This window comes from Pseudocitrobacter corydidari (assembly GCF_021172065.1).
Taxonomy (GTDB): Bacteria; Pseudomonadota; Gammaproteobacteria; order Enterobacterales; family Enterobacteriaceae; genus Pseudocitrobacter; species Pseudocitrobacter corydidari.
In genome coordinates, this window is record NZ_CP087880.1 from 4047391 (window position 1) to 4066782 (window position 19392).

Here is a 19392-nt window from a genome sequence, read left to right on the forward strand (position 1 = left end):
CCGTTTGGAAGCTGTTTCTGGGTGCTTGTTGATCTGTATATTTCACATTGCGAAATCTGATTTCAAATATAGCGATCGTTTTTTAACAAAGCAATCTGTTCCATATTTTTCAAAACACCGTAAAATCAAACGATTACAAATTTTCTGTCCAGATCGTGAACTGAGCCACACTTTGCGCTACCATCAGAGCGCGATAAAAACGGGAGCAGCGGCATGAGCGATAAAGAGAGTGAGATGACGTCGGAAAAAGAGCGGCCAGCAGGAAGCCAGAGCCTGTTTCGTGGGTTGATGTTGATTGAAATTCTGAGTAACTACCCCAACGGTTGCCCGCTGGCGCATTTATCTGAGCTGGCTGGTTTAAACAAGAGTACCGTGCACCGTCTGCTGCAAGGTTTGCAGTCCTGCGGTTATGTGACGCCCGCGCCCGCCGCCGGAAGCTATCGGCTCACCACTAAATTTATCGCCGTCGGGCAAAAAGCGCTGTCGTCGCTCAATATCATTCACGTAGCCGCACCACATCTTGAGGCGCTGAACCTCGCGACGGGCGAGACGGTGAACTTCTCCAGCCGTGAAGACGACCATGCGATTTTGATCTATAAGCTGGAACCAACCACCGGGATGCTGCGTACGCGTGCCTATATCGGCCAGCACATGCCGCTCTACTGCTCGGCGATGGGCAAAATTTACATGGCGTTTGGCCATGCGGATTACGTCGAAAGCTACTGGGAAAGCCACAAAGAAGAGATTCAGCCGCTGACCCGCAACACCATTACCGGCCTGCCGGCGATGTACGATGAACTGGCGCAAATTCGCGAAAGCAGCATGGCGATGGACCGGGAAGAGAATGAGTTAGGCGTCTCCTGCATTGCGGTGCCGGTGTTTGATATTCATGGTCGCGTGCCTTACGCCATCTCGATTTCGCTCTCGACGTCGCGCCTTAAACAGGTGGGCGAGAAAAACCTGCTGAAGCCGCTGCGTGAGACGGCGCTGGCTATCTCTAACGAGCTTGGTTTTAGCGTTCGCGGTTAGCGTTTCAGGCATACCGCCAGATCCTCTCTGGCGTCTGACAAAAAACACGCCTTTCCCGCGCGGGATCAAGGCGTTCCCGCCATCCGCTCTGGCACTCTTAAGGCTGGAGCCCCGGATGGAGTGGAGAATGAACCCGTTTATTGTTGCGGATGCGCAGAAGTGCATCGGTTGCCGTACCTGTGAAGTGGCCTGCGTGGTGTCGCATCAGGCGCAGCAGGACTGCGCAGCCGTATCGCGTGAAGCTTTCCTTCCCCGTATTCAGGTGGTGAAAGGCGATACGTTTTCCTCTGCCGTGGCCTGTCATCAATGCGAAGATGCGCCGTGCATGAACGTGTGCCCAACAGGCGCGATTCGCCGCGAAAAAGAGTATATCGCCGTTAAACAGCAGCGCTGTATTGGCTGTAAAAGCTGTATGGTAGCGTGTCCGTTTGGCGCGATGCGCGTGGTGGTGCAGAATGCGCGGCCCCAGGCGATTAAATGCGATTTATGTCAGCATCGCGCGCAGGGGCCTGCATGTGTTGAGGCGTGTCCGACATCGGCATTGCGCTGTGTGGACACGAGTCAGATTGGCATTATGGTTCTGTTTGCCTGAAGCGGTCAGAGGCAGTGACTTTCCTGCCACGCGCGTTCCACTTCTTCCGCCAGAATTTTCACGCCCGCTTCAATTTTATCCGGCTCCGGCACGTAGTTCATGCGCATGCACTGGTGCGTATGCGGCCACGGTTTTTCCAGACCCGGGAAGAAGTAGTCGCCCGGCACCATTAGCACGCCGCGTTTTTTCAGGCGCTGGTAGAGAAGTTCGGTGCTGATCGGCAAATCTTTAAACCACAGCCACAGGAAAATCGCCCCTTCGGGTTTGTGAATTAAGCAGCGATCTTCTGGCAAATAGCGGCGAATGATCGCGATTGTTTCCTGAACGCGCTGATAGTAGAACGGTTTAATCACCGTTTCCGAAAGCGTAAGCAGGTCGCGGCGTTTGATCATTTCGCACATCATTGCCGGGCCCATTCCGCCAGGCGCGAGGCTAATAATGCCGTTCATGTTGCTGATGGCGGTGATGATCTCTTCGTTGGCGATGATAATCCCGCAACGACTGCCCGGCAGGCCGAGCTTAGAGAGGCTCATGCACAGCACAATGTTCGGGTTCCACAGCGGGCGCGCTTCGCTGAAAATAATGCCCGGGAACGGCAGGCCGTAGGCGTTATCAATCACCAGCGGAATGCCGTGTTGATTCGCCAGCGCATCCAGACGCAGCACTTCTTCATCGGTGATAACGTTGCCGGTCGGGTTGGTCGGGCGAGAGACGCAAATCATCCCCGTTTCGTCGTTGATCGGCAGGCGGTCAAAATCGACGTGATATTTAAACTGGCCGTCTGGCAGCAGCTCGATATTGGGGCGCGTAGAAACGAACAGCTCATCTTCCAGGCCGGAATCGGCATAGCCGATATACTCCGGCGTCAGCGGGAACAGCACCTTGCGGGTAGTGCCATCGGCACGGCGACCGGCAAAGAGATTGAACAAGTAGAAAAACGCGCTCTGACTGCCATTTGTCAGTGCAATGTTCTGCGGTTCAATATCCCAACCTAATTCTTCGCGCAGCATTTCCGCCAGCGCCGAGAGTAGTTCACTTTTCCCCTGAGGACCGTCGTAATTACATAGCGCATCCGTGGCTTTACCGCTTTCAAGCATATCCGCCAGCAGGTTTTTGAAGTACGTATTCATCTGGGGGATTTGCGCGGGGTTACCGCCGCCGAGCATGATTGCGCCCGGTGTGCGCAAGCCATCGTTCAGGTCTTCCATCAGGCGCGTAATGCCTGAATGGCGGGCGAATTTATCGCCGAAAAGTGAAAATTTCATCGCGGATAATCTACTGCTATTGCTGTAAAGAGGCTCACCATAACGCCACCGCCCGCGCGGTGCAAATGGCTTAATGACAGATGTGTTGGAATAACTGGCTACGATTATCTACGTATGTGGAGCTTTATGTTGTGGCGGCCCGCTCAGCGTAGAACGGGCCGAATAGCGGATTTTTTAGCGATTTCCGGCCCAGATAACCATCACTTTATCGTCACCGTTTTGCCGCACAAAACCATAGCCCTGCGGGAGCGTCAGCGTCGTCTGTTTACCCGCGCCCACTGCCGGGTGGCGTGCGCGGAACTGGCCTAAACGCTGCCAGTGCGCGACGCTGGCGGCCGATTTCCCGCTGACATCCTGCCAGTTCATCTCTGAGCGCGTACCCTGAAGCGGGTCCGAGCCGGTTGGGCCAAACGGACGATTCGACTCGTCACCATAGAAGATCTGCACCGCACCGGGGGCCAGCAGCAGAAGCTCGGCGGCGTTGTTACCTTTCTCGCGGAACAGGCGGGTGTCGTGCGATGAAAGATAGCTCAGCACGTTGAACGACTGTAATTTTTCGGCCATCTGTTGCCAGGTGAGGTCGATATTCGCCAGGCAATCAGCCGCCTTCGCCGCCTGGTCCTGATAATCGAAGTTAATCATCGCGTCGAAGCCGTGGCGGTAATAATCGCTCTCCATCACGCCGTGGCCCCAGGCTTCGCCAGTCATCCAGAACGCGGCGTTATCCAGCGCTTTATCCGGGTTGGCTTTTTTCCACTCGGCCAGCGCCTCGCTGGATTGTGTCTTCAGTTGCTGCCAGCCCGCCATCTCCACGTGCTTGGCGGTGTCCACGCGGAAACCGTCGATGCCGTAATCGCGCACCCATTGGCTCAGCCAGTGGGTGAGGTAATCGCGCGGCGTGAAGCCGGCCAGCACTTTGGCCTGGGTATCGGGTTTATGGGCATAGAAATTGGGCAGCCCGACGGCGGCGGTGGATTCGGTTTTTAAATCGGGCAGGAAAGCCAGCGACATGGTGAGATCGTCAAAACCGGGGCTGTCATAGTCGCCGATATCGGTGCGGATCCAGCCTTTACCCCACCATTTTTCCCATGCGGCTTTATCGCTGAAGTTGATGTAATCATTAAAGCTATGCCAGGTTTGACCCGGGCCCGGCGTCCAGTCTGTCCAGTTCTTCCCGAGCGTTTTTTCGATGTCGCCACCTTCCAGATAGAGCGCGCCAAACTGGAACTGCTGCATATCGGCGAGCGTGGCATAGCCCGTGTGGTTCATCACGACATCAAACAGAATGCGCATGCCGCGCTGATGAGCACCCTCTACCAGATTACGCAGGTCGTTTTCGTCGCCCATGTTGGCGTCGAGTTTTGTCCAGTCCTGGGTGTAGTAGCCGTGATAGGCGTAGTGGGGGAAATCGCCTTTGGTACCGCCGCCGACCCAGCCGTGAATTTGCTCAAGCGGCGAGCTTATCCATAGCGCGTTAACGCCTAACTGCTGCAGGTAATCCAGCTTGCTGGTGAGGCCTTTCAGGTCACCGCCGTGGAAAGTGCCTATCTCCTGCATACCATCTTTGCGACGACCATAGCTGTTGTCGTTACTCGGATCGCCATTAACAAAACGGTCGGTCAGCACGAAATAGACCGTGGCGTTGTGCCAGCTAAAGGGGGCCGGTTTGGCGGTGTCTGCACTTTCCAGCAGCAGCAGGCCGTTGCTTTCTGGTGCCGGTTGCAGAGTGATTTTTCCCTGTTTTACCTGCACCGTTTGGCCGCTGTAGAAATCCCGCACGTTGCTGCCTTCGGCAAAGGTCTGGCTGACGTCCAGGGTTAACGGTTTGCCATCCCAGCGCGGACACTGGCGCATCGCGGCCTGTGCGCTATTGCCCTGGGCTGCGCTTTGAACCGAAATCAACAGCGTCGGCGTGCCGGAGCGGGTGTCTATCGCGAGTTGGTAATTGCCGTCACGGAAGATGCGCCACTGCGGTGCGTCGCCTTTGCAGGGCTCCAGCGACAGCATCTGATTAAGTTTAATGCCTGCGGCAGGCTGCCAGCACTGTTGATCAAAATTTAACGTCAGGGGGCGAGTACCCTTCGTGAGTGTTTTTTGGCTGACGAATTTGCCGGTGCCTTCAGGGGTAAATGCCGGGAAGTCATTCACGATCCAGGCGGCGAAGGCGTATGTCGGAAGCAGTAGCGGTACAAGCGCAGCGAGTTTCATGTCGGGTCCTGTCGCGGTTTTTTTCAACAGTGTGGCAGCAATTCGCGGTGCAGGCCTCATCCCCTCAGGGGGAGGATAAAAAGGGGTGAGTGACGGGCGTCAAAATTCACTAAAAAGTGCGATAACCGTATCATTTCTAATGATTACTATTAGGACTATGGTTTTTGCCCATGGCAAAGTTGTGCCATTGTTTAGGACTAAGACTATTCAGCAAGGTGCGCAGGCGGGCTATTTTTGGTATGATTTGAGATTCAACTCTCAATTTCGAGACAAAAATAAGGTGTTGGAATGATTAAATCCGACCAGGAGACCTAATGATATCGACTCCCATTCGACGATATGGGGCAGCGATACTTATGTTACTCACCATGATTTTTTCTGGTGGGGTGTTAGCGAAGACTCACACAGTAACAGAGCATCATAAAGCCTCAGTTAAAAAGGTTAGTAGTACTAAGGTTAGCAGTAAACAAGAGTATTCTCGCAATAGTGTAAAGAGCAGTTCACTTCCTGATTTGCGAAAATACCCTTCCGGAACCCCAAGGAAAAGAGCGTTTCTCCGGACGGTAATGCCTTATATTACAAGCCAAAATGCAGCTATCACTGCCGAGCGTAACTGGCTGGTTTCAAAGCAGTACGAAGGCCGCTGGTCGCCGTCTGAGCGTGCGCGTTTGAAAGACATCACCACGCGCTACAAGGTGAAGTGGAACGGTAACACCCGCAAGGTGCCGTGGAATTCACTGCTTGAACGCGTCGACATCATTCCTGGCAGCATGGTTGCCACCATGGCTGCGGCAGAGAGTGGTTGGGGGACGTCAAAACTGGCGCGCGCCAACAACAATCTGTTCGGGATGAAGTGTGGTTCCGGCAAGTGTAAAAATGGTTCCGGTAAAGTGAATGGCTATACGCACTTTGATTCTGTCAAAGCGTCTGTCCAGGCCTACGCGATGAACCTGAATACCCATCCGGCGTACTCGTCATTCCGTAAGTCTCGCGCGCAGTTGCGTAAGACGGACCAGGAAGTCACCGCCAGCGCGATGATTCATAAGCTGAAGGGTTATTCCACCAAAGGTTCGAGCTACAACAACTATCTGTTCGCGATGTACCAGGATAACCAGCGTCTGATTGCGGCGCATATGTAATCCTCATCTGGAATGCTAAAGGGAGCGAAAGCTCCCTTTTTTACGCCCCTGACAACGCATCCTCCAGCATATCCAGAAACGGCCTTAATCCCCCAGGCTGATACTCCCGCGACAAATACATGCCATAAATTCCCAGCCGGGCCGGTTCATACTCTGCCATCAGCGCCACCACACTTCCTTTGGCCAATGCTTCCCTGGCTTCCATTTCTGGCACCATCGCAATACCACAGCCTGCTACGGCCGCATCCAATAACACTGTTGAAATCGTGGCGCTGAAATTACCGCTGATATCGACCGACACCTCTGTTTCTTCGGCAGTGGTAAAGTGCCAGCTCTGCCCGGCGAAACGGCTATAGTGCAGGCAGTTATGATGAGCAAGATCGGCAGGCGTTTGCGGCATGCCGTGGAGGGCCAGATAACCCGGTGCGGCGCAAAGCACTGACCGGCACTCGCCCAGGCGGCGAGCAATGGTGCCAGGCTCCGGGTTATTGGTGATGCGCACGGCCACATCAATGCGCTCGCTCACCAGATTCACCGGATGGTTGTTCACGTCCAGCTCCAGACGTAGTGCCGGATAACGCGTCAGAAATTCGCTGACAATCGGCCCAATGATGCAGGTAGCCGTCAGGTGCGCACATGCAACGCGCAGCACGCCAGAGGGTTCATTCTGCTGATTACGCAGTTCAATTTCCTGGGCGAGCTGAATCAGATGGCGGGTCTTAAGCAAGATTTCTTCGCCCGCTGGCGTCAGCGTCAGACGGCGCGAGGTGCGATGGATCAGGCGCGCGCCCGCCCACTGTTCCATCTGTTCCAGATAGCGGCTGACCATGGGCCGTGAAATCCCCAGCGCGCGCGATGCGGCGCTCAGGCTGCCCAGTTCGCAGATGCGATTAAATACGCGTGCGGCGGTGACTCTGTCCATGAACGGCTCCAGCTGATCGTTTTATGAAACCAAGCATATCGGTTTTCGGGAATTCTGACAGGTGGCGAAATCCGTAAAATGGACGGACACACACATAACAACATCAGGTTCATCATGAAACGTGCATTCACCGCCATCGCCGCCCTTGTTATCAGCAGCACGACTTTTGCCGCTCCGCTGACGATGAAGACGTATAACCCTCAGGAAAATGCCGTTTTTCCAGTCTCATCAACGCTGGTCTACGGCCCCTCAGAAGCCGTGCTGTTTGATGCCCAGTTCAGCGTGAAAGACGGTGAAAAGCTGGTCACCATGATTCGCGAAAGTGGTAAAAAACTCTCGCGCATTGTGATTACCTCGGGTGATCCTGATTTTTATTTTGGCCTTGAACCGATAGTCAAAGCCTTCCCGAACGTTGAGATTGTGGCGACGCCTGCGGTGGTCTCTCATATTGAGGCTACGCGTGATGCCAAGCTGGCCTATTGGGGGCCACAGCTGAAAGCCGATGCGCCGCACCAGCTGTATACGCCAAAACCGCTCCACGACATGCATTTCACCATTGATGGTGAAGCGGTCGAGATTAAACATCCGGAAAGCTATGCCGCCTACGTTTGGATCCCGGCGAATAAGGCGATTTTTGGCGGCACCGGCGTGGCGTCCGGTATTCATATCTGGAGCGCTGATACACAGACCGTGACGCGACGTAATGAATGGCGCAGCGTGCTGAAAGCGATGCAGGCTGAGCAGCCGCAGACGGTGATCCCGGGCCATTACCTCGGCAAGCTGCCCTCGGGGGCGAAAGCCATCACCTTTACCTTTGATTACCTACAGAAATTTGAGCTGGCGCTGAACAGCCAGAAAGATTCTGCAGGTGTTATCAAGGTGATGAAAAAGGCGTATCCGGATCTCGCTGATGAGAGTTCGCTGGAACTGAGCGCAAAGGTCAATACCGGCGAGATGCCCTGGAAGTAAGCCGGACACGCGCAGCGCCATCCGGCATAAAAGCGGCTACAACCGTACTTCGCTGTGTTGTTCGCGGTACTCTTTCGGCGTGGTGTCGTACTCTTTTTTAAACACCGAATAGAAATATTGCAGGGAAGGGTAGCCGCACATTTGCGAGATCTCGTTAATCGACAGCGACGTGGAAATAAGCAAACTGCGCGCTTTCTCCAGTTTTTCGCTGTGGATCACGGCGTGAATGGTTTCGCCCACTTCCTCTTTGAAGCGTTTCTCAAGGTTCGAGCGCGAAATGCCGACAGAATCGAGAACCTGCTCGACTTTAATGCCTTTGCAGGCGTTGTTGCGGATGTAGTGCATCGCCTGAATGACCGCAGGGTCGTTCAGCGAGCGGTAGTCGGTGGAGCGTCGTTCAATGACGCGCATCGGGGGCACCAGCAGGCGTTGTAGCGGCAATTCCTCGTTATCCAGCAGGCGGTGCAGCAGTTTGGCGGCCTGATACCCCATCTGCCGAGCGCCCTGCGCCACAGATGACAGCGCCACCCGCGAAAGATAACGGGTAAGCTCTTCGTTATCGATACCAATCACGCACAGCTTCTCTGGCACCGGGATGTGCAGGTGTTCGCAGGCTTGCAGGATATGGCGCGCGCGGGCGTCGGTCACGGCGATAATGCCGGTTTGCGGCGGCAGCGTTTGCAGCCAGTCCGCCAGGCGGTTCTGCGCGTGCTGCCAGTTCTCTGGCGCGGTCTCTTGCCCCTGATAAATCACGCCGCGATATTTCTCTTTAGCCACAATCTGACTAAAGGCATATTCCCGCTCTACCGCCCAGCGTTTACCGCTGGAGCCCGGCAAGCCGTAGAACGCAAAACGATGCACGCCTTTCTCTTTCAGGTGCAGGAAAGCGGTTTCGACCAGCGCATAGTTATCGGTGGCGATGTAGTGGACGGGCGGATACTGCTCCGGGCGATGATAGGAGCCACCTACGCCGACAATGGGCACTTTCACGTCGGCCAGTAACTCTTCGATGTGCGGATCGTCATAATCGGCAATCACGCCATCGCCAAGCCACTCCTTAATGTTTTCGATACGCGCGCGGAAATCTTCCTCAATGAAAATATCCCACTCGGACTGCGACGCCTGTAAATACTCGCCAACCCCTTCGACCACCTGTCGGTCATAGGCCTTATTCGCGTTGAATAACAGGGTAATGCGGTGACGCTTTTCAAACATGGTTCAATTTCCCTGGTGAATCATGAATGACAATACCGGCCTTTCAGCCGGTAGGGTCATAGTACATCGTATCAAGCGCGGCGTTTGGTGGCCGAATCCATCCAGACTGCCAGCAGCAAAATGGCGCCCTTAACGATATATTGCCAGAAAGTGGGCACGTCCATCATGCTCATTCCATTATCCAGCGACGCCATGATAAACGCGCCCATTACCGCCCCGGCAACGCTACCCACGCCGCCCGCCAGACTGGTGCCGCCAATCACGCAGGCGGCGATCGCGTCCAGTTCGGCAATGTTGCCTGCCGACGGTGAACCTGCGCCAAGACGCGAGCTGAGGATTAACCCGGCGATCGCCACCATCAGGCCGTTGATGGCGAAGACGGCAAGCTTGGTGCGCTCGACGTTAATTCCTGATAAGCGCGCGGCTTCGATGTTGCCGCCGATGGCGTATATGCGACGACCAAACGCCGTGCGCGTGGCCATAAACATACCGCCCAACAGCAGCAATGTCAGGAGCAGAACGGGCGTCGGCACGCCGCGATAATCATTCAACAGCCAGATCGCACCCAGTACAATTATCGCCGTCAATGCCTGACGCCCGACCACACCGGTAGAGGCCGGGGTGGCGAGCCCAAGATTCTGACGACGCATGCGCCCGCGCCACTGCCAGACAATAAACGCCATCAGACCAATCGCCCCGAAGGAGAAGCCAATGCCATCAGGCAGGTAGCTTTGGCCAATTTGCGACATCGCAGCGCTGGTGGGCGACACGGTAGTACCGTTGGTGATACCAATCAGAATACCGCGGAACGCCAGCATCCCGGCGAGGGTGACGATAAACGACGGCACTTTCCGATAGGCAACCCACCAACCGTTCCATGCGCCGAGTACCAGGCCCATCGCCAGCGTCACGATGATGGTCAGCGGCAACGGCCAGCCGAGCCAGACGTCGAAAATCGCCGCGACGCCTCCGAGCAACCCCATCATCGAGCCGACGGAGAGGTCGATTTCGGCGGAGATAATCACAAACACCATCCCCACCGCCAGAATGCCGGTGATGGCTGTCTGGCGCAGCAGGTTAGAGACGTTACGGGCGCTGAGGTACGCGCCTTCGGTCGTCCAGGTGAAGAACAGCATGATGACCACAATGGCGGCAATCATCACGAATACCTGCAAGTTCAGCGACTTCAGGCTAAATGTGGGGGCCGGCGTCGGCACCGCCAGCTTGATTTCAGACGGGTTGTTTTTCGACATGACGTTCGCTCCTCAATGCGGCTTCCATCACTTTTTCCTGCGTCAGGTTGTGGTTCACCAGGTCTGCTTTCAGTTTCCCTTCGTGCATGACCAGCACCCGGTCGCTCAGACCCAGTACTTCCGGCAGTTCGGAAGAGATAACGATGACGGCGATCCCCTGTTGCACCAGTTGGTTGATCAGCTTGTAGATTTCATATTTCGCACCAATATCGATACCGCGCGTCGGTTCGTCGAGGATCAGAATGCGCGGGTTCAGCAGCAGGCAGCGTGCCAGAATCGCTTTCTGTTGATTACCGCCGCTGAGGCGACCAATCGCCAGCTCCGGTGAGGATGTTTTGACTTTAAGCCGCTGTAGCGACTGTAAAATACATTGCTGCTCGCGGGCATCATCCAGGCTGCTTAGCGCGCCGCTGAACTGATCGAGCGCTGCCAGCGTCATGTTTTTACCCACCGCCATCACCGGCACGATGCCATCTTTTTTGCGATCTTCCGGCACCATCGCGATACCGTGGGCAATCGCCTGCTGGCAGGTGTTGATGGTCACGGGTTTGCCATCCAGAAAGATTTTCCCCTCCCAGCGCCCGCGCCAGACGCCAAACAGGCACTGCACCGCCTCGGTACGCCCGGCGCCGACCAACCCGGCAATTCCGAGGATTTCCCCGCGTCGGAGGCTAAAAGAGATATCGTTTACCCGCTTGATGTGGCGGTTAACCGGATGCCACGCCGTGAGGTGTTCCACGCGCAGGATCTCATCACCGGTAGTGTGCGGTTCGTTGGGATAGAGCGCCGTCAGTTCGCGGCCCACCATCATGGTGATGATGTCATCCTCGCTCATGCTGCTGGCGTCGCGCGTGCCGATGTGCTGACCATCGCGGATCACGCAAATGGTGTCGGAGATAGCCTTCACTTCATTGAGCTTGTGCGAAATATAGATGCAGGCAATGCCGTGGTGCTGAAGGTCGCGGATGATATCCAGCAGTACGGCGGTTTCCTGCTCGGTGAGCGAGGCGGTTGGCTCGTCGAGGATCAGCAGGCGCACCTGTTTATTCAGCGCCTTGGCAATTTCGACCAGTTGCTGTTGCCCCAGCCCCAAATCGCCCACGCGGGTGTCGGGTGAAATCGCCAGGCTGACCTGGGCGAGTAATTTTTCGCAGCGCAGGGTCATGGCGTCGTAGTCGAGAATACCGTGGCGGCTGATTTCTGCCCCAAGGAAAATATTCTCCAGCACCGTGAGGTGTTTCACCAGCGCCAGCTCCTGGTGAATAATGGCGATGCCTTTGCGTTCGGTATCGCGAATATGCGTCGGGGTGAGCGTTTCCCCGGCAAAAATAATCTCGCCGTCGTAGCTGCCGTGCGGGTAAATACCGCACAGTACTTTCATTAGCGTCGATTTTCCGGAGCCATTTTCACCGCACAGCGACACCACCTCGCCAGGGTTTAAACGCAGGCTGACGTTATCCACCGCTTTCACCGCGCCAAAGGCTTTGGTGATATTTTTCATTTCAAGTAAATAAGACATAACGTGCTCCACGTAAGCCGATAATTCAGGCCGAACGAGAACGACTGCCCCGTTGCCGGGGCAGGGAAATTAAAGTTCGCTCTTCTTATGGAACCCATCTTTAACGACGGTCTGGTCGATATTGGTCTTATTCACTTCGATTGGCGTCAGCAGACGAGACGGCACATCTTTCAGGCCATTATTCAGCGTGGCGTCAGACTTCGGTTGTTGATCGTTGCCGAGCTCAACGGCGATTTCCGCCGCGGTTGTCGCAAGCGTAGTGATCGGTTTATACACGGTCATGGTTTGCGTGCCGGCAATAATGCGTTTCACGCCCGCAAGGTCCGCATCCTGCCCGGAGATAGCGACTTTACCCGCCAGCCCTTGTGCGCTCAGCGCCTGAATCGCGCCGCCTGCTGTCGCATCGTTTGATGCTACTACGGCATCAATTTTGTTGTTATTGGCGGTGAGGGCGTTCTCCATAATTTTCAGCGCATTTTCCGGTAACCAACCGTCAGCCCACTGATCGCCGACGACTTTAATTTTGCCGCTGTCGATATACGGTTTTAAGACTTTCATCTGACCGGCACGGAACAGTTTGGCGTTATTATCCACCGGTGAGCCACCCATCAGGAAATAGTTACCCTGTGGCACCTGATTGACAAGACTCTGGGCCTGCATTTCGCCCACTTTTTCATTATCGAAAGAGATATAGAAATCGATATCAGCGTTATTGATCATGCGATCGTAAGCCAGAACTTTAATACCTTCCTGTTTGGCTTCTTTAATGACGTTACTGAGTACCTGACCGTTGTAAGGAATAATAACCAGAACATCGACGCCACGGTTGATCATATTTTCAATCTGCGACATCTGGGTTTCTTCGTTACCGTTTGCCGACTGTACAAATACTTTGGCGCCTAACGATTCTGCTTTATTAACAAAAATATCGCGGTCTTTCTGCCAGCGCTCCAGACGCAGATCGTCGATAGCCATACCGATTTTGACTTCTTTTGCGCTGCTCGCCATGCTGGTAAGCAGAAGTGATGCACAGAGCGTGAGGCAAAGGTTCTTGATTTTCATAGTCGTAATGCCTTTTGTAGGGTAGGTAATGAGATTGGCGATAAAAGAAACAAGCACGACTTAACACGCAGCAAATTTTTAACATAGAAAGCGGTGCTGGCAATTACAGATTTTTATCTTCCCATTACGATATTTGGTTTAATTGTCAATTTATGAGCTTGATCGAGTTTTATATATCGCCTAAGAGAAATTTACATAAATTTTGCGAGACGTTTTATTTTGCGAGCCAGCGCACGTTTGTGGATTCTCTTAATCGCAGTGTGAAATAACGTAATTGAGGAACCGGAAATCTGAACTCAGTATTAGCTAACGAATTATTCCTCGCCGCGTATCTGATTATGGAGTTCATTATGCAAGCTTATTTCGACCAACTGGATCGTGTTCGTTTCGAAGGCCCTAAAACGGAAAACCCGCTGGCTTTCCGCCACTACAACCCTGACGAACTGGTGCTGGGTAAACGGATGGAAGATCACCTGCGCTTCGCCGCCTGCTACTGGCACACCTTCTGCTGGAATGGCGCAGATATGTTCGGCGTGGGCGCATTTGACCGCCCGTGGCAGCAACCGGGCGAAGCCATTGCACTGGCGAAACGCAAAGCGGATGTCGCATTTGAATTCTTCCATAAACTGAACGTACCTTACTACTGCTTCCACGACATCGACGTATCGCCAGAAGGCGCGTCGCTGAAAGAGTATCTGAACAACTTCGCGCAGATGGTAGACGTGCTGGGCGAAAAACAGCAGCAGAGCGGCGTGAAGCTGCTGTGGGGTACGGCGAACTGCTTTACTAACCCGCGCTACGGCGCAGGTGCGGCAACGAACCCGGACCCGGAAGTCTTTAGCTGGGCGGCGACTCAGGTCTTCACCGCGATGAATGCCACCCACAAACTGGGCGGCGAGAACTACGTACTGTGGGGGGGCCGCGAAGGCTATGAATCCCTGCTGAACACCGACCTGCGTCAGGAACGCGAGCAGATTGGCCGCTTCATGCAGATGGTGGTAGAGCACAAACATAAAATCGGTTTCCAGGGTACCCTGCTTATCGAACCGAAACCGCAGGAACCGACCAAGCATCAATATGATTACGATGCATCGACCGTTTATGGCTTCCTTAAACAGTTCGGCCTGGAAAAAGAGATTAAACTGAACATCGAAGCAAACCACGCGACGCTGGCGGGGCACTCTTTCCACCACGAAATTGCTACCTCAATTGCGTTGGGCCTGTTCGGTTCCGTCGATGCCAACCGTGGCGATCCGCAGTTGGGCTGGGATACCGACCAGTTCCCGAACAGCGTGGAAGAGAACGCGCTGGTGATGTACGAAATCCTCAAAGCGGGCGGCTTCACTACCGGTGGCCTGAACTTCGATGCGAAAGTGCGTCGTCAGAGTACCGACAAATATGACCTGTTCTATGGCCACATTGGCGCGATGGACACCATGGCACTGTCGCTGAAAGTGGCGGCGCGTATGATTGAAGGCGGCGAGCTGGATAAACGTGTGGCTAAGCGTTACGCGGGCTGGAACGGTGAACTGGGTCAGCAAATCCTGAAAGGGCAGATGTCGCTGCAGGATCTGGCAAAATATGCCGAGCAGCATCAGCTGGCGCCGCAGCATCAGAGCGGTCACCAGGAGCTGCTGGAAAACCTGGTCAATCACTACCTGTTCGACAAATAATGGAAACCGCCGGGCGATTATTTCGCCCGGACTGATTATGCAGGCCCGGTAAGCGCGAGCGAAACCGGGCTTTTTTTAAGGAACGATACGCTATGTATATTGGGATTGATCTGGGTACATCCGGCGTTAAAGCTATCCTGCTGAGTGAAAAGGGCGATGTCGTTGCCTCGCAAACGGAAAAACTCACCGTTTCCCGCCCGCATCCGCTGTGGTCTGAACAGGACCCGGAGCAGTGGTGGCAGGCGACCGATCGCGCGATTAAAGCGCTCGCGCAGCAACATAGTCTGCAAGATGTGAAAGCGTTAGGCATCGCCGGGCAGATGCACGGCGCAACTCTTCTCGACAAGCAGCAGCGCGTGCTTCGCCCGGCGATTCTGTGGAACGATGGCCGCTGTGCGGAGGAGTGCCAGTTGCTGGAAGAGGCGGTGAAAAATTCCCGCCAGATTACCGGCAACCTGATGATGCCAGGCTTTACCGCGCCGAAACTGCTGTGGGTGAAGCGCCATGAGCCAGAGATTTTTGCTCAGGTCGATAAGGTCTTGCTGCCGAAAGATTATTTGCGCCTGCGTATCACCGGTGAATTTGCCAGCGATATGTCCGACGCAGCGGGTACGATGTGGATGGACGTGGCAAAACGCGACTGGAGCGATGTAATGCTCGCGGCTTGTGGCCTGAGCCGTGACAATATGCCTGCGCTGTTTGAAGGCTGTGAGATTACCGGCACGTTGCTACCGTCTGTCGCGCAGGCGTGGAATATGCCCGCGGTGCCAGTTGTTGCGGGCGGCGGTGACAACGCGGCGGGCGCGGTCGGCGTGGGCATGGCGGATGCCGGGCAGGCGATGCTCTCGCTCGGCACGTCAGGGGTTTACTTTGCGGTAAGCGAAGGATTCCTCAGCAAGCCTGAAAGCGCGGTGCACAGTTTCTGTCATGCGCTTCCGGGGCGCTGGCATTTAATGTCGGTGATGCTTAGCGCGGCGTCGTGCCTCGACTGGGCAGCAAAACTCACCGGGCTGGAAAACGTCCCTGCGCTGATTAGCGCAGCGCAATCCGCCGATGAGAATGCCGGGCCGGTGTGGTTCCTGCCGTATCTTTCCGGTGAGCGTACGCCGCACAATAACCCGCAGGCTAAGGGCGTCTTCTTTGGTCTGACGCACCAGCACGGCCCGGCGGAACTGGCGCGCGCGGTGCTGGAAGGCGTAGGTTTTGCGCTGGCCGACGGTATGGATGTGGTTCACGCCTGCGGCGTAACACCGAAAAGCGTGAACCTGATTGGCGGTGGCGCGCGTAGCGCTTACTGGCGTCAGATGCTGGCGGATATCAGCGGTCAACAGCTGGATTACCGCACTGGCGGCGATGTCGGCCCTGCGCTGGGCGCGGCGCGTCTGGCGCAACTGGCCATTTACCACGATAAACCGTTCGCTGAGCTGCTGCCTCAGTTACCGCTTGAGCAGGCGCACTATCCGGATGCACAACGTCATGCGCAATATGCGCCGCGTCGTGAAACCTTCCGTCAAATCTATCAGCAACTCTTGCCGCTGATGTCCTGATGTATCCCGCCCCGTCTCCGGGGCGGATTCTCCACAAAAATTGATGAATTCCGAATTTGCTGGAAATTCCGTGTTGCTCCAATGTTGCGCTGCGGTTTCCGTTCATAATGCGTTTGCTATGGATAAGGAGATCGCCATGAAGTTAGCGCTGAAAGCCCCGCAGGGCGTGTTGTGTGCCGGAGTTATTCTCTACGTTGTATGTCTATGGGGCGACTGCCCGCAGTTGACCGATAAAGGTTATTTCCTGGCCGTGCTGGTGCTGGGGGTGTTCACCGTACTGACGTACCAGCGATTATCCGGAAAAGAGAAAGAAGGGGAACGTTTTGCCGGGCTGTGCCGCTTTGTGCTGCTGCTGGCGACAGGGTTAATGCTGGTGGGTATCTGGAATTTGCCCCTCAGCCTGACGGAAAAGGGGCTTAGCGTTCTCGCCTGGTTTGCCGCGATGTACGGCGCGGCGCGCTGGCGCTAGCTGACGAATCGCTTGCTATCCACGCGCTGTACCAGCATCGACAGCACCAGGCTCCCCGCCAGCGTGGCGCAGAAAATCCACACAATATCGAGCAGCGGCCAGCTTTTAATGTCTGCGCCACTGTTGCGTAAAGCATGAATAATCAGGGCGTGAAAACCATAAATGCCCAGTGAATGGCGCGAAATCAGCGCTAATCCCGGCAATACGCGATGGTTCAGACTATTTTTTACCACCACAAACAGCGTCGCTGCGCAGATAAACACCATCGGCCCGCAATAGAGATACCAGGTGTCAGCAAAGTTACCGCGCCAGCTTAATTCATGCAGCGTGCCGCGCGAAATCACCACCACCGCCAGTATAAAACCGATGCCGCACAGCCAGCTTAATCCACGCTTTTGCGTCTCCATCATGCCGATGGCGCGCCCCAGAAGGCCGTAGATCAGGTAGTAAAAAGTGTCGCCGTTGATATAGAGATTCACCGGTAACCATTCGATGCCGTCGGTTTTCAGCGTCACTGAATTCGGGTTAGCAACAATGCCAATCACCACCATCAGCGCCAGTAGCATTTTGCCGCTTATCGCTTTCACCTCAATCAGCGGCGAAACCAGATAAATCACGATAATGGCGAAGAAAAACCACAGGTGATAGAAAACAGGCTTCTGTAGGATATTCTTAAGCGACCCTTCGATATTGATATGCGTGAATGCCGCGATATAGATAAGCGCCACGGCGCTGTAAAACAGCAGGCACAGCGCAATCCGTAGAAAATGGCGCGGTTGAGCGCTGCGCGGGCCGAAAAAGAGATAGCCGGAGATCATGAAGAACAGCGGCACGCTCACGCGTGAGGCAGAGTTGAGAACATTAGCAATATCCCAGTTCACCGGGCTGATACTGTGCGCGTTGGTAATGTACCAGGTTGTCGTATGGATCATCACTACCATCAGGCAGGCTATTCCGCGTAGGTTATCAATCCAGTTTATTTTGGGCTGCATTAGGGCCGGTTTCTCCTTTCAAACAAAGTGTGACTCAATATTTATTAGGCTATTTGACTGGATTATTCTGAGTTTTTCACCCCACACTTGTCGTGTTGTGGTGTGATTCGCAGAATGCCATCACAGCAGTGACTACCCACAAAATAACAGCCCGATCGTAAGGCGGTACTGAAAAATGATGATGAAGCGACTCCTTCCCCTGCTAATGGGGCTATTACTGGCGGGATGCGCCGCGTCCGAATCCGCGACGCCGATGAAAGCGCAAAATGCGAAAGCGAATCCCGCCCGCTCGCTGGGGATGGAAAATTTATGCAAGGAACGGGCGGCAGAGCGCTATAACACGGCGGCGCAGAAAATTGACGTTACGGGCTTTGAGCGTTTTCAGGGCAGCTATGAATTACGCGGCTATACTGCGCGCAATGAAGGTTTTGTCTGCTCATTTGACGCAAATGGTGATTTTTTACACTTATCGATGCGTTAAACGCGGCAATATGGCACGAAAAGTCGGCCTGTTTTCCTCTATTTTCCCTAAACAGGTCGCTTTCATACTGTATATCTTCCAGCCAGCGGGTATACTGATCCCTTCCTTTAAATCCACACGTATCCAGCACGAAATAATATGCAAAAGTTTGATACCAGGACCTTCCAGGGCTTGATCCTGACCTTACAGGATTACTGGGCTCGCCAGGGCTGCACCATTGTTCAACCATTGGACATGGAAGTTGGCGCGGGTACCTCTCACCCAATGACCTGCCTGCGCGCGCTGGGGCCAGAGCCGATGGCGACTGCTTGTGTGCAGCCTTCCCGTCGTCCGACCGATGGCCGCTACGGCGAAAACCCGAACCGTTTACAGCACTACTATCAGTTCCAGGTGGTTATCAAGCCATCGCCGGACAACATTCAGGAGCTGTACCTCGGTTCCCTGAAAGAGCTGGGAATGGACCCGACCATCCACGACATCCGTTTCGTGGAAGATAACTGGGAAAACCCGACGCTGGGGGCCTGGGGTCTGGGCTGGGAAGTGTGGCTGAACGGCATGGAAGTGACGCAGTTCACCTACTTCCAGCAGGTTGGCGGCCTGGAATGTAAACCGGTTACCGGCGAGATCACCTACGGTCTGGAACGTCTGGCAATGTACATTCAGGGCGTAGACAGCGTTTACGACCTGGTCTGGAGCGACGGCCCGCTGGGTAAAACCACCTACGGCGACGTGTTCCATCAGAACGAAGTGGAGCAATCCACCTACAACTTCGAATACGCGGACGTGGACTTCCTGTTCACCTGCTTCGAGCAGTACGAGAAAGAAGCCCAGCAGCTGCTGGCGCTGGAAAATCCACTGCCGCTCCCAGCCTACGAACGTATCCTGAAAGCCGCCCACAGCTTCAACCTGCTGGATGCGCGTAAAGCCATCTCCGTCACCGAGCGTCAGCGCTATATCCTGCGCATTCGCACCCTGACCAAAGCAGTGGCAGAAGCTTATTATGCTTCCCGTGAAGCCCTCGGCTTCCCGATGTGCAACAAAGACAAGTAAGAGGCGG

The 19392-nt window shown here is 54.8% G+C and carries 17 protein-coding genes; 9 read left to right on the forward strand and 8 right to left on the reverse strand.

All coding sequences use genetic code 11. From position 1 onward, the window contains the following. Window positions 1–213 precede the first annotated feature (213 nt). Window positions 214–1029: an IclR family transcriptional regulator YiaJ gene (yiaJ, locus tag G163CM_RS18795; protein WP_015962528.1), complete on the forward strand. Its 816-nt coding sequence runs from the start codon at window positions 214–216 to the stop codon at window positions 1027–1029. Between the two features lie 127 nt (window positions 1030–1156). Further along, a complete protein-coding gene (locus tag G163CM_RS18800) occupies window positions 1157–1621 on the forward strand; it encodes a 4Fe-4S binding protein (protein WP_231825942.1) in 465 nt (154 codons plus the stop codon). Between the two features lie 5 nt (window positions 1622–1626). On the opposite strand, the gene avtA is transcribed toward G163CM_RS18800, so the two are convergent. Further along, entirely contained in the window at window positions 1627–2886 is a 1260-nt protein-coding gene (avtA, locus tag G163CM_RS18805; RefSeq protein WP_231825943.1) for a valine--pyruvate transaminase, read from the reverse strand. Between the two features lie 174 nt (window positions 2887–3060). Beyond that, on the reverse strand, window positions 3061–5094 hold the full coding sequence (locus G163CM_RS18810; RefSeq protein WP_231825944.1) for an alpha-amylase: 2034 nt from the start codon (window positions 5092–5094) through the stop codon (window positions 3061–3063). 314 nt (window positions 5095–5408) lie between these two features. Between G163CM_RS18810 and G163CM_RS18815 the strand changes: the two genes are divergently transcribed. Next, complete coding sequence (locus G163CM_RS18815) at window positions 5409–6233, forward strand: protein bax (RefSeq protein ID WP_231825945.1); 825 nt, start codon at window positions 5409–5411, stop codon at window positions 6231–6233. Between the two features lie 40 nt (window positions 6234–6273). On the opposite strand, the gene G163CM_RS18820 is transcribed toward G163CM_RS18815, so the two are convergent. Then, window positions 6274–7155, reverse strand: coding sequence for a LysR family transcriptional regulator (locus G163CM_RS18820; protein WP_231825946.1), 882 nt, complete (start codon window positions 7153–7155; stop codon window positions 6274–6276). Between the two features lie 114 nt (window positions 7156–7269). On the opposite strand from G163CM_RS18820, the gene G163CM_RS18825 reads away from it, so the two are divergent. Then, window positions 7270–8124, forward strand: coding sequence for a Vmh family MBL fold metallo-hydrolase (locus G163CM_RS18825; protein ID WP_231825947.1), 855 nt, complete (start codon window positions 7270–7272; stop codon window positions 8122–8124). Between the two features lie 36 nt (window positions 8125–8160). Here the strand turns inward: G163CM_RS18825 and xylR are convergent, their stop codons facing one another. The 4 genes from xylR to xylF form a co-directional block, all read right to left on the reverse strand. Then, a complete protein-coding gene (xylR, locus tag G163CM_RS18830) occupies window positions 8161–9339 on the reverse strand; it encodes a D-xylose utilization transcriptional activator XylR (RefSeq protein ID WP_231825948.1) in 1179 nt (392 codons plus the stop codon). Window positions 9340–9410: 71 nt separating this feature from the next. Continuing rightward, the gene (gene xylH / locus G163CM_RS18835; protein ID WP_231825949.1) at window positions 9411–10592 is read right to left on the reverse strand and encodes a xylose ABC transporter permease XylH; all 1182 of its coding nucleotides are present in this window, start codon (window positions 10590–10592) and stop codon (window positions 9411–9413) included. Next, window positions 10570–12111 carry a xylose ABC transporter ATP-binding protein gene (locus G163CM_RS18840; protein ID WP_015962537.1) on the reverse strand — a complete coding sequence of 514 codons (1542 nt, stop codon included), beginning with the start codon at window positions 12109–12111 and terminating at the stop codon, window positions 10570–10572. Before G163CM_RS18840 ends, xylH begins: the two co-directional genes overlap by 23 nt. A 69-nt stretch (window positions 12112–12180) precedes the next feature. Further along, window positions 12181–13173, reverse strand: coding sequence for a D-xylose ABC transporter substrate-binding protein (gene xylF, locus G163CM_RS18845; protein WP_015962538.1), 993 nt, complete (start codon window positions 13171–13173; stop codon window positions 12181–12183). Window positions 13174–13523: 350 nt separating this feature from the next. On the opposite strand from xylF, the gene xylA reads away from it, so the two are divergent. From xylA to G163CM_RS18860, 3 genes are all read left to right on the forward strand, one after another. Next, entirely contained in the window at window positions 13524–14846 is a 1323-nt protein-coding gene (xylA, locus tag G163CM_RS18850; RefSeq protein ID WP_231825950.1) for a xylose isomerase, read from the forward strand. 92 nt (window positions 14847–14938) lie between these two features. Beyond that, a complete protein-coding gene (gene xylB / locus G163CM_RS18855; RefSeq protein WP_231825951.1) occupies window positions 14939–16393 on the forward strand; it encodes a xylulokinase in 1455 nt (484 codons plus the stop codon). Window positions 16394–16529: 136 nt separating this feature from the next. After that, entirely contained in the window at window positions 16530–16862 is a 333-nt protein-coding gene (locus G163CM_RS18860; RefSeq protein ID WP_231825952.1) for a YiaA/YiaB family inner membrane protein, read from the forward strand. Here the strand turns inward: G163CM_RS18860 and G163CM_RS18865 are convergent. Beyond that, window positions 16859–17854: an acyltransferase gene (locus tag G163CM_RS18865; protein ID WP_231825953.1), complete on the reverse strand. Its 996-nt coding sequence runs from the start codon at window positions 17852–17854 to the stop codon at window positions 16859–16861. The genes G163CM_RS18860 and G163CM_RS18865 overlap by 4 nt on opposite strands. A gap of 175 nt (window positions 17855–18029) precedes the next feature. Between G163CM_RS18865 and G163CM_RS18870 the strand changes: the two genes are divergently transcribed. Together G163CM_RS18870 and glyQ are read left to right on the forward strand one after the other, a co-directional pair. Then, window positions 18030–18335 carry a YsaB family lipoprotein gene (locus G163CM_RS18870; RefSeq protein ID WP_015962543.1) on the forward strand — a complete coding sequence of 102 codons (306 nt, stop codon included), beginning with the start codon at window positions 18030–18032 and terminating at the stop codon, window positions 18333–18335. 138 nt (window positions 18336–18473) lie between these two features. Then, a complete protein-coding gene (gene glyQ, locus G163CM_RS18875) occupies window positions 18474–19385 on the forward strand; it encodes a glycine--tRNA ligase subunit alpha (protein ID WP_231825954.1) in 912 nt (303 codons plus the stop codon). The last annotated feature ends 7 nt before the right edge of the window (window positions 19386–19392 follow it).

Coding starts and splice junctions, on each gene's coding strand:
- G163CM_RS18820 (WP_231825946.1), bottom strand. CDS start 7,155: ATGGACAGAGTCACCGCCGCACGCGTATTTAATCGCATCTGCGAACTG.
- xylA (WP_231825950.1), top strand. CDS start 13,524: ATGCAAGCTTATTTCGACCAACTGGATCGTGTTCGTTTCGAAGGCCCT.
- xylB (WP_231825951.1), top strand. CDS start 14,939: ATGTATATTGGGATTGATCTGGGTACATCCGGCGTTAAAGCTATCCTG.
- G163CM_RS18810 (WP_231825944.1), bottom strand. CDS start 5,094: ATGAAACTCGCTGCGCTTGTACCGCTACTGCTTCCGACATACGCCTTC.
- xylR (WP_231825948.1), bottom strand. CDS start 9,339: ATGTTTGAAAAGCGTCACCGCATTACCCTGTTATTCAACGCGAATAAG.
- G163CM_RS18825 (WP_231825947.1), top strand. CDS start 7,270: ATGAAACGTGCATTCACCGCCATCGCCGCCCTTGTTATCAGCAGCACG.
- G163CM_RS18815 (WP_231825945.1), top strand. CDS start 5,409: ATGATATCGACTCCCATTCGACGATATGGGGCAGCGATACTTATGTTA.
- glyQ (WP_231825954.1), top strand. CDS start 18,474: ATGCAAAAGTTTGATACCAGGACCTTCCAGGGCTTGATCCTGACCTTA.
- G163CM_RS18865 (WP_231825953.1), bottom strand. CDS start 17,854: ATGCAGCCCAAAATAAACTGGATTGATAACCTACGCGGAATAGCCTGC.
- xylH (WP_231825949.1), bottom strand. CDS start 10,592: ATGTCGAAAAACAACCCGTCTGAAATCAAGCTGGCGGTGCCGACGCCG.
- G163CM_RS18800 (WP_231825942.1), top strand. CDS start 1,157: ATGAACCCGTTTATTGTTGCGGATGCGCAGAAGTGCATCGGTTGCCGT.
- G163CM_RS18860 (WP_231825952.1), top strand. CDS start 16,530: ATGAAGTTAGCGCTGAAAGCCCCGCAGGGCGTGTTGTGTGCCGGAGTT.
- avtA (WP_231825943.1), bottom strand. CDS start 2,886: ATGAAATTTTCACTTTTCGGCGATAAATTCGCCCGCCATTCAGGCATT.
- G163CM_RS18870 (WP_015962543.1), top strand. CDS start 18,030: ATGATGATGAAGCGACTCCTTCCCCTGCTAATGGGGCTATTACTGGCG.
- xylF (WP_015962538.1), bottom strand. CDS start 13,173: ATGAAAATCAAGAACCTTTGCCTCACGCTCTGTGCATCACTTCTGCTT.
- yiaJ (WP_015962528.1), top strand. CDS start 214: ATGAGCGATAAAGAGAGTGAGATGACGTCGGAAAAAGAGCGGCCAGCA.
- G163CM_RS18840 (WP_015962537.1), bottom strand. CDS start 12,111: ATGTCTTATTTACTTGAAATGAAAAATATCACCAAAGCCTTTGGCGCG.